The following is a 12,697-nucleotide window of genomic DNA, read 5'->3' as shown; positions in this document are numbered from 1 at the left end:
CGGCGAACAGTCTGGTACCGGACTTGGCCAGCGCGGTGTTGACGTATCCCATGGCGACCGGGTGGCCTGTCGAAGGGCCGAAGCCGCCCGAGGCGACGTGGCCGGCCGGCTTGCCGTCGGCGTCGACCAGCGCCGCGCCGGCGCGCACCGGCTGGCGGCCATCCGGCTTCAGGCCGACGCGTTTTTGCGACGGCCCGCGCTCGAGGATCGAGCGCAACGCGTCGGCGCCGATGAAACCACCGGAGGCGCGGACTTCCTTGGGGATGGCCCACATCAGCCCGGCGCTTGCCGGATCGATCTCGGGTGTCAGGTCCTGGCCGTGCAGGCACAGCCCCGCCTCCAGCCGCAGGCTGTCGCGGGCGGCAAGGCCGATCCATTGCACGCGCTCGTCCCGCAGCAGCTTGGCGACAAGATCTCGGGCGTCCGCCTCCGGCAGTCCGATCTCGAAACCGTCCTCGCCGGTATAGCCTGAGCGGCTCATGAACCAGTTTGGCCGAGGCTCGACGCCGTGCATGAACAGCAGCGAGCCGGTCTCTATGCCGGCGCGCGAAAGGGCTGCCCAGGCATCCGGGCCCTGGATCGCCAGGAAGACGCGGTCGAGCGGCTCGAGCCTGGCGTCGAAATCAGCGGCCAGCGCACGCAGGTGCTTTTCGTCCTCCGCCGCGTTGCCCGCATTGGCGACCACCATGAAGCGATTGTCGCCGAGCCTTGTGACGATCAGGTCGTCGTTGATGCCGGCGGCCTCATTAAGCAAGAAAGTGTATTTGGATTGGGAAATCTCCAGCACGCCGGCATCGAGCGGGCAGGCGCGATTGAGAAGCGCCGCGGCTCCCGGACCGCCGACCTCGAACAGCTTCATGTGCGAGATGTCGAATAGGCCGGCATGCTCGCGCGTGTGGAGGTGCTCCTTCATCACGCCGGGTGGATAGGTGAGTGGCATCGACCAGCCGGCAAATGCGCCAAAACGCGCGCCGGCCGCGCCGTGCAAATCCTCGAGGGGTAGGTGTTTGGTGTCTTCGCCCGTCATGTCATCTCCAGAGTCGCACGCAATCGACCGCCAATCGCGGTCCAGTCCGTGCCCCTCTGTCTGAAGCCTGAGAGACTCGCGCCCCGTAACTCTGTCGGCAGCGCTTACACCTTCGGCGCGGGAAAAATCCCGACTTTCCAGAGTTGTCTTTCCCGTCAACGGTTCTTTTGCCTGAGAGATTTCGGGCGATTTCCCCTTCGGCGACAGCTCTCGCTGCTCTCTCCCGCAAACAGGTGGGACTCAGTCGCCTGAGTCCCCGACGCGCCATCCATAGCCCGTCGGCGACACCTTGTCACCTCCCAGCGACATCTAGGTGTGTTGATATTCAGGTGATGCCGGCCTGCAAATGACGGCTGCTGCGCTTCCGCATGCATTGGCTGACAAGTCTTCGCTAACCACGTCATTTGCCGGTTTCTCAAGACAATGCTGATAAGGCTCAATCGGACAATGCATTGGGTTCGCCGGCAACAGGCGACGGGCAGGGACGGCAGATGGGCGAATCGATCATGAGCGCTCCGGTGGCAGGGCTGACCTCCAAGAACTGCATCACGGCCGAGGACGTGACGATGCTGCGGCGCGAAGTGTTCGCCGACGGCGTCGTGAGCCGCGGCGAGGCCGAGGCGCTTTTCGCGCTCGACCAGACGGCACGGGACAAGTGCCCGGAATGGGCGCTGTTCTTCGTCGAGGCGGTGACCGACTACATCGTCTATCAGGAGAAACCGGAGGGCTATATCTCCGAGGAGAACGCCGGTTGGCTGGTCCGCACCATCTCGCGCGACGGCATGGTGGACAGCCGCACCGAACTCGAGCTTCTGGTGCATGTGCTGGAGGAGGCGAAATCCTCACCCAGCCAACTTTCGGCCTATGCGCTGGAGCAGGTCGCCAATGCGGTGATCGCCGGCAAAGGCCCGCTGATGCTTGGCGGCAACCTTGTACCCGGGCTGATCGCCGAGGCCGAGGTCGATCTTCTGCGCCGCATCCTCTATGCCTATGGCGGCCACGGCAACATCGCCGTCACCAAGGCCGAAGCCGAGATCCTGTTCCGGATCAACGACCGGACCGCGGCCGCCAGCAACGATCCGTCGTGGAACGACCTCTTCGTCAAGGCGATCGCCAATTACGTCATGTGCTCGGCCGGTTACGAGCCGCCGACGCGCGAGGTGGCGCTGCGCCACGAAACCTTCCTGGAGCATGCCGAACCGGAGATCGGCGGCTTCTTCAGCCGCATGGTGTCGGGCGGGCTCGCCGGTATCATGGAAGCCTACCATTCGCCCGGCGACATCGAGGCCGAGTGGGAAGCCAAGAACAGGGCGGCCGAGGCGCTTGCCCGCCGCGCCGAGACGATCGACGCCGGCGAGGCCAGGTGGCTTGCCGAGCGCGTCGGCGATGGACGGCGTCCGCTGCGCGACAATGAGCGCGCGCTGCTGACGCTGATCAAGCACGCCTCGCCGGAAATCCATCCGGCGCTGAAGCCGCTGCTCGACAAGGTGGCTTGAGGCTACTGCTTCGGCTTGGCCTGGTCCGGCTTGGCGTTGGTGTCGAAGCGCGACATCCATTTGAAGCCGCCGAACCAGTAGCGGCGGATGCCGGCGATGGTGCCGTCGGCGGTGCGCGCGCCGATCCAGTTGTCGACGTACTGGACGAGGCGAATGTCATCAGGGCGCAAGGCGAAGGCTTCCGGCGTGCGCAGCAGCGGGCCACCCACCAGCTTGAATTTCGCGTCATAGAGCCTGGCCGCCATCTGCGGCGTCGGCGACGTGGCCACCATGGCCTGCGCGTCACCGCCGATGAGAGCCGCAAAGACGTCGGTGGTGTTGGCGAAGGATAAGATCTCCGCCTTCGGGAAAGCCTCCTTGGCCGCCGCCTCGTCGGTCGAATTGGAGAGCACGGCGATCTTGTAGCCGGGCGCCGTCAGCGCCTTGCCTGGCCGCCTGCCGACGCTGGCTACTGAGGCAACCATGCGAATGTCGGCGGTGCCCGTGGGGTTGGAGAACACGACGTCGCGGGCGCGCTCCGGCGTGTTGGCATAACCGGCCGCGATCAGGTCGAAGTCGCCCTTGAGCAGCCGCGTCTTCAGGTCGTTCCAGGGTACTTCGACCAGCTTCAATTCAACGCCGAGATCCGAGGCGAGCGCATTGGTCAGATCGACATCGTAGCCCGCGAATTTCCCGTCGGCCTTTTTGAGGATCCAGGGCGGATTGATTGCCACCCCGACCGTCAGCGTGTTCTGATCGATGACATGTTTGAGGCTGTCATCGGCGCGTGCCGGCAAAAGAGCAAACCAGGCAGAAAAGGCAAGTATAATCGCGGCGACTATCTTAGCTCGCATGAATATAACCTCGCTGCTGGCCCCTCCGGTTGTCAGATTTACACAGCGGTGCCATTCTGTCGATAGCGGAACCTGATGGAGATTTGCCAATGTCGGCGCGGATGGCAGTTACCGGCTCGATGATGTTCCTGGCTTGCTTCCTGGGCAATCCGGCAAAGCTGTCGCTTCTGCCCGAGGGAGCGCAGGCGGCAGGCCCCAGACGCGTGGTCTGCTCCAGCGCGGACTATCGCTACTCCTATTGCGGGGTCGACACGCGCGGCGGCGTTCAACTGACCAACCGGCTGTCGAAGTCTCGTTGCGAGTACGGCACAAGCTGGGGCTATGACGGCGGCGGCGTCTGGGTGGACAAGGGCTGCTCGGCGGAATTCCTGGTCGCCGGCTCCGGCCGCAGGCCGTCTCCCGGCGATGCGGCGGCGGCCATCATTGTCGGGGGCATCGTCGGCGCGATCCTCGATAACAACAACCAGCATGGCCACCATTCAGACAATTACTATCCGAGGCCACAGCCGCGCCGCGACGACCGATGGATCGACCCGACGCCGCAGTTCGACAGGGAAGGCAATCCCAATTTCGATACCCACGGCAACTATCAGGGATGCCACGGCGTCGGCTGCATGGTGGATAATCCGGACGACACGCAGGACGACGAATGATCGCGCCGCCAAGGTCTGCGTGCTGAACGCCAGACCGTCCGGGTGCTGCCTATCGGGGAGCCATCGTCTTGCAAAGGATGATGTTGGAATGGCCTTCGGGCCGAATTCGGCCATACGCTCGAAGCCGGCTTTTTCGTCGAGGGCCCGGCGCCTGGAAGTCGTGTGTCGAGACCCACTGCGCCGCTCGCCTCGAGCGATCGCCTCGGAGACAAAAGCCTCGAACAGCTTCCTGCCATGGCCGACACCTCGGCAGGATTCCTCGACCCACATCAATTTGAGTTCGGCGATCCCCGCCTAGGAATAGCCGGCGGCGACGCCGACAGCGTGTCCGGTTTTGTCCCGCAACGCAAAGACCAGGTTCCGGTCATCGTCGCGGCCGACAAGGCGCCGGTTGTCGCCGTTCAACCGCTCCTCGATGGCATCGAGTTCGGTCGGCGCCAGATCGTGCTTGGCCTGCAGGCGAGGGGCCATCAAATGCCGCCATACCAGTCGTAGCCATTGTCCTCCCAATAGCCGCCGCGGCCGCCGCCGATATTGGCGAAGCTGTCGACCACCTCGATCTTGTAGAGATATTTCGGCATCTTGTAGCCGAGCTGGCGCTCGACGCGCACGCGCAGCGGTGCGCCGTTCTCGACCGGCAGCGGCTTGCCGTTGAGGCCGTAGGCCAGGATCGTCTGCGGATGGCGGGCGTCGATCAGGTCGATGGTGCCGTAGTATTTGATGTCGCCAGACAGGCTTTGCTCGATCGTGTCGAGGCAGTGGAACATGACGTAACGCTCCTGCGGCTTGACCACAGCCTGGTCGAGCACCAGCGACAGCGGCGTGCCGGTCCATTTGGCGATGCAGCTCCAACCTTCGACGCAATCGTGGCGCGTGATCTGGGTACGACTCGGCATGTTCTGGAGCTGCTCGCGGGTGAGTGACAGCGGCTTTTCGACAAGGCCGGTAACCTCCAGGCGCCAGTCGGCGAAATTGTTGGCAAGCAGGCCCTTATAGGTGTCGTCGTCGGGCGCGGTGACGCCGTTCGGGCGCTGCGGCTGGCGGATGTCTGCCTCGGTGAATTCCGGCGCCAGTGCGTCGCGGCCGGCAAGCAGGCGCTGCGCGCGCCAGGTCAGGCCATTGGCGTTTTCGAGGAAGCTGCGCAGGCCGCCGCCGATGCCGAGCCCGCTGTCGAAGGCATCGCAGCCGGACAGCATAATGCCGGACAGGCCGAGGCTGGCGGAGGTGAGGAATTTTCTTCGGCTTATCTGGAACTTGGGCATGTCAGATGCTCCTTTCGGCCGGCTCGTCGTGTTTCTCGGGGGGGTCCGTGCGGTACCAGCCGGTGATGATCGAGCGCAGCTCGTTGATCGGGCCGGCCGCCAGAATCATCAGCATGTGGATGATGAAGAAGAGGACGAGCAGCACCATGACCGTGAAGTGGATGGTGCGCGCCGTCTGCCGGCCGCCCAGGATTTCATTGAGCCAAGGGAGCACCGAATTCATGCTCGGCGACATCGCAAGGCCGGTGATGATCATCAGCGGCAAGAGCACGAAAAGCACGCCACCATAGGCCATTTTTTGCAGCGTGTTGTATTCGCGCGTGTGGTGGAATTTCAGCTTCGCGTGGTCGACGATGTCTTTCGGCAGCCTGCGCAAATCATCCAGGCGCGGCGCGAGGTCGCGACGGACATGGCCGTTGACGAGGCCCGCAATCAGCCAGACGAGCAAAGTGGCGGAAAGCACCCAGGCGAAGAAGAAATGCACGACGCGCGCGGTGCCGAGGTCGTAGTAGGACGGGATTGTCGCCCAGGCCGGGAAGGCGCGCGGCGTCTCCTGCCCAGGCGGCCCGGACCAGCCGAGCACGCCGGTGGTGTCGAAGTGATGGCCAAAAATCTGGGTGAAGCCGCGCGGGCCGTTGTCGGTGTTCTCGGCGCCGATCTGGAGGATCGTGTTGTTGTATCCGAAACCGGATTCCTTGCCGATATAGAGCTGCGGTCGCGCGTTGAAGATCTGCAGGCCGGAAAGCAGCATGAAGAACAGGGAAAAGGCCCACAGCCAGTGCGTCAGCCGCGTCCAGCGCGACTGCCGGTAAATCAGCGTCGCATCCTTCGGCGCGGCATCCGCCTCTGTGGCGGGTTGGCTCCTGGCAATGGTTTCCATTGTTCTTGCCCTTCTGGCCGCAATCCCGTGGCGGCCTCAGCGTAGCGTTCTCTCCCCAATACGTCGCCAACCCAAGCGGTGTTTCATTCGATCACGGATTTATTACGGGCTGCCGAGGCTGACGGCGAGGTTGACAGCGGCAGCAACGATGACGGTGTTAAAGAAGAACGCCAGGATCGAATGGACAAGCACGACGCGTCGCATATGCGAGGTCGTGATCCCTGTGTCGGCAGTCTGCGCGGTCATGCCGATGACAGTCGCGAAGTAAAGAAAATCCCAGCCTTCCGGCCGCTTGCCGCCGGGGAATTCGAGGCCGCCGACCGGCATCCTCTTCTTGGTTTCGGCATCAAGCGCATCCCCATCCATCCAATAGACATGCGCGTAGTGAAGCGCTGCCATGGTGTGGATGGCGAACCAGCCAAGCGGGATCGACAGCAACGCGAAACTCAGCACGATGGGACTGCTGCCCTTGTGATTGATCAGCTGGAACAGCAGGACGATGGCGACGCCGACGACGGCGAGCGTGATGGCAAAGATGCCCAGAAGCGGCAGATCGATCTCTCGCGCGTTCTTGCTCAGATAACGGCCCGTCAGCCGCGGCATCTGACGCAGAACGAGAATGATAAAGGCGGCGAAGAACGCATTGGCGCCGATCGAGATCGAATAGGGGAATGGCGCGCGCAGGAGCAGCGCGATTGCCAACGCGGCGGCGCCGACACAGGCCGATACCGCGAATTGCATGTGCCGGTGCAACGGGTCGCTGATGGGCGTATCGGTGGTCATAGCCGGCCTGATGGCGACGGTTTTTCTAGTCCGGTGTGACGGATTTTAACGCGCGCCGCAAGATGCGGTCGAGTTCGCCGAGAAAGCGCGAACGATCCTGCGGGGTGAAGGCGGCGTTGAAGCCGCGGCTTTCGCCGGTCTCGCGCAGATGCTGCTTGAGATCGCGCATCGCCATCGCCATGCCGATGGTCTCCGGCGTAAACGGCCGGCCGGTGGGTCCCAGCACATGCGCACCGAGCGCGACCGTGCGCGCGGCAAGCGGGATGTCGGCCGTCACCACGACGTCGTTGAGCTTTGCGTTCTCGACGATCCAGTCGTCCGCGGCGTCCGCGCCCTTTGACACGACGATGTTGCGGATCATCGGATCACGCGAGGGGCGCAAGCCACCATTGGAGACGTAGGTGATCATGACGCCATGGCGCTCGGCTACCTTCTCGACCTCGGCCTTCACCGGGCAGGCATCGGCATCGACGTAGATGGTGGGTGCGGGCATCGTCACTCCAAACGAACATGGGGCCGGCGTGTCAGCCAGCCCCATGGCAGAAATCGCAGGACTTGTCAGGCCGCCAGGGCTCCCGACTTCTTCGCGGTCCAGGTGGCGATATAGTCCATCAGGCCGGGACTGAGGCAGTCATAGGGTTCGAGCCCGATCGACTTGAGCTGGGCGCGGATGCCGGCCATGCGGCTCGGGTCGACACCGGATTCGATGATCGAGGAGACGAAGGCGGCGAAGCCCGGCGGCGACCAGCCGTCCTCCTCGAAGCGCTCGGGATGGATGAAGGACAGGCCCTTGAAGGCATGGTCGCGCTCGACCGGGCCGTACATGTGGACGCCGCAGCCGGTGCAGGCATGGCGCAGGATGAGGGCCGAGGAGTCGACGACCTTCAGCTTGTCGCCGTTCTCGGTGACGGTCACGTCGCCGCTGGCGGCAACGGCAACCACCGAGAAGAGCGCGCCTTCCGGCTTCCAGCACTTGGTGCAGCCGCAGGCGTGGTTGTGGGCGATCTGGCCCTTGACCTTCACCTTCACCGGGTTGCTGGTGCAGGCGCAGACCAGCGTGCCGCCGGTAAAGGATGCGCTCTCCTTGGGCAGCCCATTGTCGATCTTCGGATGCAGTTTCTCGGCCATTCGTCCTTCCTCCATGTTGACCACAAGGGTCACGGGCGTTTCGGGCCCGCGGCCCAGCGGCATTGCTTCAGTAAACCACCACACTCCTGATCGACTTGCCCTCATGCATGAGGTCGAAGCCCTTGTTGATGTCCTCCAGCTTCAGCGTATGGGTGATCATCGGATCGATCTGGATCTTCTTTTCCATGTACCAGTCGACGATCCTCGGCACGTCGGTGCGGCCGCGCGCGCCGCCGAAGGCGGTGCCCATCCAGGTGCGGCCGGTGACGAGCTGGAACGGCCTGGTCGAAATCTCCTGGCCGGCGCCGGCGACGCCGATGATGACCGACTTGCCCCAGCCGCGATGCGAGGCCTCCAGCGCCTGGCGCATCACCTTGGTGTTGCCGGTGCAGTCGAAGGTATAGTCGGCGCCGCCGATCTGGTCGGCGCCGCGCTTGGTCATGTTGACGAGATAAGGCACGATGTCGCCGTCGATCTCCTTCGGATTGACGAAATGCGTCATGCCGAACTTCTCGCCCCAGGCCTTCTTGTCGTTGTTCACATCGACGCCGATGATCATGTCGGCGCCGGCAAGGCGAAGACCCTGGATGACGTTCAAGCCGATGCCGCCGAGGCCGAAGACCACCGCGGTGGCACCCTGTTCGACCTTGGCCGTGTTGATCACCGCGCCGATGCCGGTGGTCACCCCGCAGCCGATGTAGCAGATCTTGTCGAAGGGGGCGTCCGGGTTGACCTTGGCGACCGCGATCTCCGGCAGCACGGTGAAGTTGGAGAAGGTCGAGCAGCCCATGTAATGGAACAGTTTCTCGCCATTGACCGAGAAGCGCGAGGTGCCGTCGGGCATCAGGCCTTGCCCCTGCGTGGCGCGGATGGCGGTGCACAGATTGGTCTTGCGCGACAGGCATGACGGGCACTGCCGGCATTCGGGCGTGTAGAGCGGGATGACATGGTCGCCCTTCCGGACCGAGGTCACGCCCTTGCCGACATCGACGACGATGCCGGCGCCCTCATGGCCGAGGATGGCCGGAAAGATGCCTTCCGGATCGGCGCCCGAGAGCGTGAACTCATCGGTGTGGCAGATGCCGGTCGCCTTCACCTCGATAAGCACCTCGCCCTCGCGCGGGCCTTCGAGGTCCACCTCCATGATCTCAAGCGGCTTTCCGGCACCAACAGCGACTGCGGCACGCGTTTTCATGAGGCATTCCTCCCAAGGCTATCGACGAATTTCATATTCCGGCGGGCTTAAGGCCTGCCTCGCAACAAAATGTCCGTTTCCTGGTTGCCGTGAGGTCGCGATAATCGAACGATCCATCTCATAAGTCTATTCTACCAAGGTCCTCCACCCCACCCGCCTCAAGGCAGCCCGCTATGGTAGTGTGCTGAGAGTTCTGCACTTTCCGCGCAGTTTCCCGGAAGCCGTGACGCCGACCTCCTTGCCGCGGGAATAGGACTAAAGCAGAGCCAGGACGTCTGCCCACGAGGTTGATAAATCCCGCAGCTTCACTAAGCTCGCCTTGGGGCACCTTGGCTTCGCGCTAGTCCGGCAACGACCGAGCAAGCGCAAGAAGTGGTAATTTTGTCGATGACAAGTGCGGTGCCGGGCACCTTGGTGGCCTTTTTGTGCTTTCTGTCCCTGACCGCAGGCGCGTTGGCCCAGCAACCGACCTTGCAGCCGGCGGGCGCTATCAAGCCGCAAAGCAAGACAACCGAAATCAAGATAGGCTATTTACGGGCCTACGCGCCGCGACTGACGCTTTCCCTGCTCGATGCGCCGCCGCGCGACGAAGGTGTCGCCGGCGCCAATGTCGCCATCGGCGACAACAATACGACGGGCAAGTTCATCAATCAGAAATTCAGCCTCGACGTCACCGAGATAAAGCCGGAATCCGATGCGGTTCAGGCATTCGACGACCTGATCGCCAAAGGCGACCGCTATGTTGTTGCGGACCTCTCGGCCAAGCAGTTGCTGTCGATCGCCGACATCGCTCGCGACAAAGGTGTGCTGATATTCAACATCGGCGCCACCGACGACAGTCTGCGCGAGGAGGACTGCCGCATAAATGTCTTCCACATCGCGCCGACGCGAAGCATGCTCGCCGACGCGCTGGCGCAGTATCTCATGGTCAAGAAATGGCCGAACTGGGCGCTGCTCTACGGTTCGCATGAGCAGGACCACCTCTATGCGGACGCGTTGCGCCGCGCTGCAGCCCGCTTCGGCGGCCAGATCGTCGCCGAGAAGGAATTCAAGGACACCGGCACAGCCAGGCGCACCGACACTGGCGCCACGCAGATCCAGCTGCAGATCTCGGTATTCACGCAGGACCTGCCGGAGCATGACGTGCTGCTTGTGGCCGACGAGAGCGAGGTGTTCGGGACCTACGTGCCCTACCGCACCTGGACATCGCGGCTGGTCGCAGGCACGGCCGGTCTCGTGGCATCGTCATGGCATCCCGCCAGTGAACAATGGGGCGGTATCCAGATGCAGAGTCGCTTCCTGAAGACGACAGGCCGACGAATGCTGTCCAAGGACATGTCGGCCTGGACGGCCGTGCGGGCCGTCGGCGAAGCCACCACGCGCATCAATGGCGACGATCCGAAAAAGATCAGCGACTACATCCGCTCGGACGATTTCTCGGTCGCCGCCTTCAAGGGACAGAAGCTGACCTTCCGCAAATGGAACCTTCAGCTGCGCCAGCCGATCATGCTCGGCGATACCAAATCGGTCGTTTCGACATCCCCCCAGGAAGGCTATCTCCACCAGGTCTCCGAGCTCGACACCCTCGGCATCGATCAACCGGAAACGAAATGCGTTCTCAAGTAGCGCCAATCGGGAGGAATTCGTGCAGAGACGAGCTCGCGTACTCGCCATTCTCGCAACCGGCATCATGGCCAGCCCGGCATCGGCCTACACGGCCTATGTCTCCAACGAGAAGGACAATACGATGACCGTCGTCGACACTGTGACCATGCAGGTGGTCAAGACCGTCGACGTCGGCCAGAGACCGCGCGGCATCACCATCTCGCACGACGGCAAGTTCATCTATTTGTGCGCCAGCGACGACAATATGATCCAAATCATCGATACCCAGACGCTGCAGGTCGTCGGCACGCTGCCCTCCGGCGACGATCCCGAGTTGTTCGTGCTTTCGCCCGACGGCAAGACGCTCTACGCCGCCAACGAAAACGACAATCTGGTCACCGCGATCGACGTCGACAGCAAGGAGGTCAAGAGCGAGATTCCAGTTGGCGTGGAACCGGAAGGCATGGCCGTCAGCCCGGACGGCAAGACCATGGTCAATACCTCAGAAACCACCAGCATGGCGCACTTCATCGACACCGAGAGCCATGACGTAACCGACAACGTGCTGGTCGACACGCGCCCGCGCTTCGCCGCGTTCAAGCCCGACGGATCGCAGGTCTGGGTCAGTGCCGAGGTCGGCGGCACCGTCAGCGTCATCGATAACGCCAAGCGCGCGGTCGTGAAGAAGATCAAGTTCGCGATTCCTGGACTGCGGGCCGAAACCATTCAGCCGGTAGGTATCGCCATCAGCGCCGACGGCAAGAAGGCCTATGTCGCGCTCGGCCCGGCGAACCATGTCGCGGTGATCAACACCGAAAGCTACGAGGTGGAAAAGTACATCCTCGTCGGCCAACGCGTCTGGCATCTGGACTTCACCCCCGATCAGAAAACACTGATCACCACGAACGGCAATTCCAACGATATCACTTTCATCGATACGGCGACCGACGAGCCGATTCAGTCGGTCACCGTCGGCCAGCAGCCCTGGGGCGTGGTCATATCGCCCCAATAGAAACCAGCCGAAAGACTGAGGCCTGCCCCCGAGGCCATCGAGGTCGAGCGCGCTAGGTAAGCATCCTGAAGGAGCCATCCATGCAGCATGCCGGGACGGGGAAAACGGGAGACGAGGTGGCGGCGCTCGACGTCGCCGGCGTCAGCCATTCATATGGTCCGAAGCGGGCGCTCAACGACGTCTCGTTTTCGATCGCGCCGGCGACTTTCACCGCGCTCCTCGGTCTCAACGGTGCCGGCAAGACAACTCTGTTCTCGTTGATCAGCCACCTTTACGACACGCGCCACGGATCGATCCGCATCTTCGGCCACGACGTCAGCCGTGCTTCCGGCGAGGCGCTCAGACGTGTCGGCATCGTGTTCCAGGCACGCACGCTCGACCTCGATCTGAGCGTATACCAGAACTTCTCCTATCACGCCTCGCTGCATGGCATCGGACGGCACGAAGCCCGGCAGCGCATTGCGGCGCTGATCGAGACGGTCGACATGCAGGGCCGCCAGCATGACAAGGCTCGCAGCCTTTCCGGCGGCCAGATGCGGCGCATCGAGATCGCCAGGGCGCTGCTCCACCGCCCTTCCCTGTTGCTGCTCGACGAAGCGACGGTCGGTCTCGACATCCAGTCGCGCGCGGGCATTCTTGCCACCATCCGCAAGCTGGTCGAGACGGAGGGCATCGGCGTGCTTTGGGCCACGCATCTGATCGACGAAGTCGATGACGGCGACCATGTCGTCGTGCTCAGGCAGGGTGACCTGGTCGCCAAGGGCAAGGTGGCCGACGTCGTCAAGGCAAGTGGTGCCGGTTCGATCGGCGAGGCCTTTTCGAG

Annotated in this window: 14 protein-coding genes and 1 riboswitch; of the genes, 5 read left to right on the top strand and 9 right to left on the bottom strand. The window is 63.1% G+C overall.

All coding sequences use genetic code 11. The features are described 5' to 3' along the window. Window positions 1–1,027, bottom strand: a 1,027-nt coding sequence (gene gcvT / locus EOA38_RS14055; RefSeq protein ID WP_127299449.1) for a glycine cleavage system aminomethyltransferase GcvT, incomplete at its 3' end; no start/stop codon positions are given. 149 nt (window positions 1,028–1,176) lie between these two features. Further along, window positions 1,177–1,263, bottom strand: a riboswitch (glycine riboswitch). A 255-nt stretch (window positions 1,264–1,518) separates the two neighbouring features. On the opposite strand from gcvT, the gene EOA38_RS14050 reads away from it, so the two are divergent. Then, window positions 1,519–2,523 (top strand): hypothetical protein, encoded by a 1,005-nt coding sequence (locus EOA38_RS14050; RefSeq protein WP_126093474.1) that lies wholly within the window; start codon window positions 1,519–1,521, stop codon window positions 2,521–2,523. A gap of 2 nt (window positions 2,524–2,525) precedes the next feature. On the opposite strand, the gene EOA38_RS14045 is transcribed toward EOA38_RS14050, so the two are convergent. Beyond that, a complete protein-coding gene (locus EOA38_RS14045; protein WP_127299448.1) occupies window positions 2,526–3,356 on the bottom strand; it encodes a transporter substrate-binding domain-containing protein in 831 nt (276 codons plus the stop codon). An 89-nt stretch (window positions 3,357–3,445) separates the two neighbouring features. On the opposite strand from EOA38_RS14045, the gene EOA38_RS14040 reads away from it, so the two are divergent. Continuing rightward, window positions 3,446–4,009 carry a DUF3011 domain-containing protein gene (locus EOA38_RS14040; RefSeq protein ID WP_127299447.1) on the top strand — a complete coding sequence of 188 codons (564 nt, stop codon included), beginning with the start codon at window positions 3,446–3,448 and terminating at the stop codon, window positions 4,007–4,009. Window positions 4,010–4,303: 294 nt separating this feature from the next. Here the strand turns inward: EOA38_RS14040 and EOA38_RS40330 are convergent, their stop codons facing one another. The 7 genes from EOA38_RS40330 to EOA38_RS14005 all read right to left on the bottom strand — a co-directional run bounded on the left by EOA38_RS40330 (window position 4,304) and on the right by EOA38_RS14005 (window position 9,257). Continuing rightward, window positions 4,304–4,480 (bottom strand): hypothetical protein, encoded by a 177-nt coding sequence (locus tag EOA38_RS40330; protein ID WP_245480826.1) that lies wholly within the window; start codon window positions 4,478–4,480, stop codon window positions 4,304–4,306. Beyond that, window positions 4,480–5,271, bottom strand: a complete 792-nt coding sequence (locus tag EOA38_RS14030) for a molybdopterin-binding protein (protein ID WP_127299446.1) — start codon at window positions 5,269–5,271, stop codon at window positions 4,480–4,482. The genes EOA38_RS40330 and EOA38_RS14030 overlap by 1 nt, the downstream gene beginning before the upstream one ends. Before the next feature lies 1 nt (window position 5,272). Further along, window positions 5,273–6,151, bottom strand: coding sequence for a cytochrome b/b6 domain-containing protein (locus EOA38_RS14025; RefSeq protein ID WP_127299445.1), 879 nt, complete (start codon window positions 6,149–6,151; stop codon window positions 5,273–5,275). A gap of 102 nt (window positions 6,152–6,253) precedes the next feature. Further along, window positions 6,254–6,934, bottom strand: coding sequence for a DUF1345 domain-containing protein (locus EOA38_RS14020; protein WP_127299444.1), 681 nt, complete (start codon window positions 6,932–6,934; stop codon window positions 6,254–6,256). Between the two features lie 25 nt (window positions 6,935–6,959). After that, window positions 6,960–7,427, bottom strand: coding sequence for a YaiI/YqxD family protein (locus tag EOA38_RS14015; RefSeq protein WP_127299443.1), 468 nt, complete (start codon window positions 7,425–7,427; stop codon window positions 6,960–6,962). 65 nt (window positions 7,428–7,492) lie between these two features. After that, on the bottom strand, window positions 7,493–8,062 hold the full coding sequence (gene gfa / locus EOA38_RS14010) for an S-(hydroxymethyl)glutathione synthase (protein WP_126092883.1): 570 nt from the start codon (window positions 8,060–8,062) through the stop codon (window positions 7,493–7,495). Window positions 8,063–8,129: 67 nt separating this feature from the next. After that, window positions 8,130–9,257, bottom strand: coding sequence for an S-(hydroxymethyl)glutathione dehydrogenase/class III alcohol dehydrogenase (locus EOA38_RS14005; RefSeq protein ID WP_126092882.1), 1,128 nt, complete (start codon window positions 9,255–9,257; stop codon window positions 8,130–8,132). A gap of 387 nt (window positions 9,258–9,644) precedes the next feature. Between EOA38_RS14005 and EOA38_RS14000 the strand changes: the two genes are divergently transcribed. From EOA38_RS14000 to EOA38_RS13990, 3 genes are all read left to right on the top strand, one after another. Further along, window positions 9,645–10,883: an ABC transporter substrate-binding protein gene (locus tag EOA38_RS14000; protein WP_126092881.1), complete on the top strand. Its 1,239-nt coding sequence runs from the start codon at window positions 9,645–9,647 to the stop codon at window positions 10,881–10,883. 19 nt (window positions 10,884–10,902) lie between these two features. After that, a complete protein-coding gene (locus EOA38_RS13995) occupies window positions 10,903–11,874 on the top strand; it encodes a PQQ-dependent catabolism-associated beta-propeller protein (RefSeq protein WP_126092880.1) in 972 nt (323 codons plus the stop codon). An 80-nt stretch (window positions 11,875–11,954) separates the two neighbouring features. After that, window positions 11,955–12,697, top strand: a 743-nt coding sequence (locus EOA38_RS13990) for an ATP-binding cassette domain-containing protein (RefSeq protein ID WP_127299442.1), incomplete at its 3' end; no start/stop codon positions are given.

This window comes from Mesorhizobium sp. M1E.F.Ca.ET.041.01.1.1 (assembly GCF_003997355.1).
In the GTDB taxonomy this organism is placed as follows: domain Bacteria; phylum Pseudomonadota; class Alphaproteobacteria; order Rhizobiales; family Rhizobiaceae; genus Mesorhizobium.
This window is presented reverse-complemented; position numbering and strand designations above follow the sequence as displayed.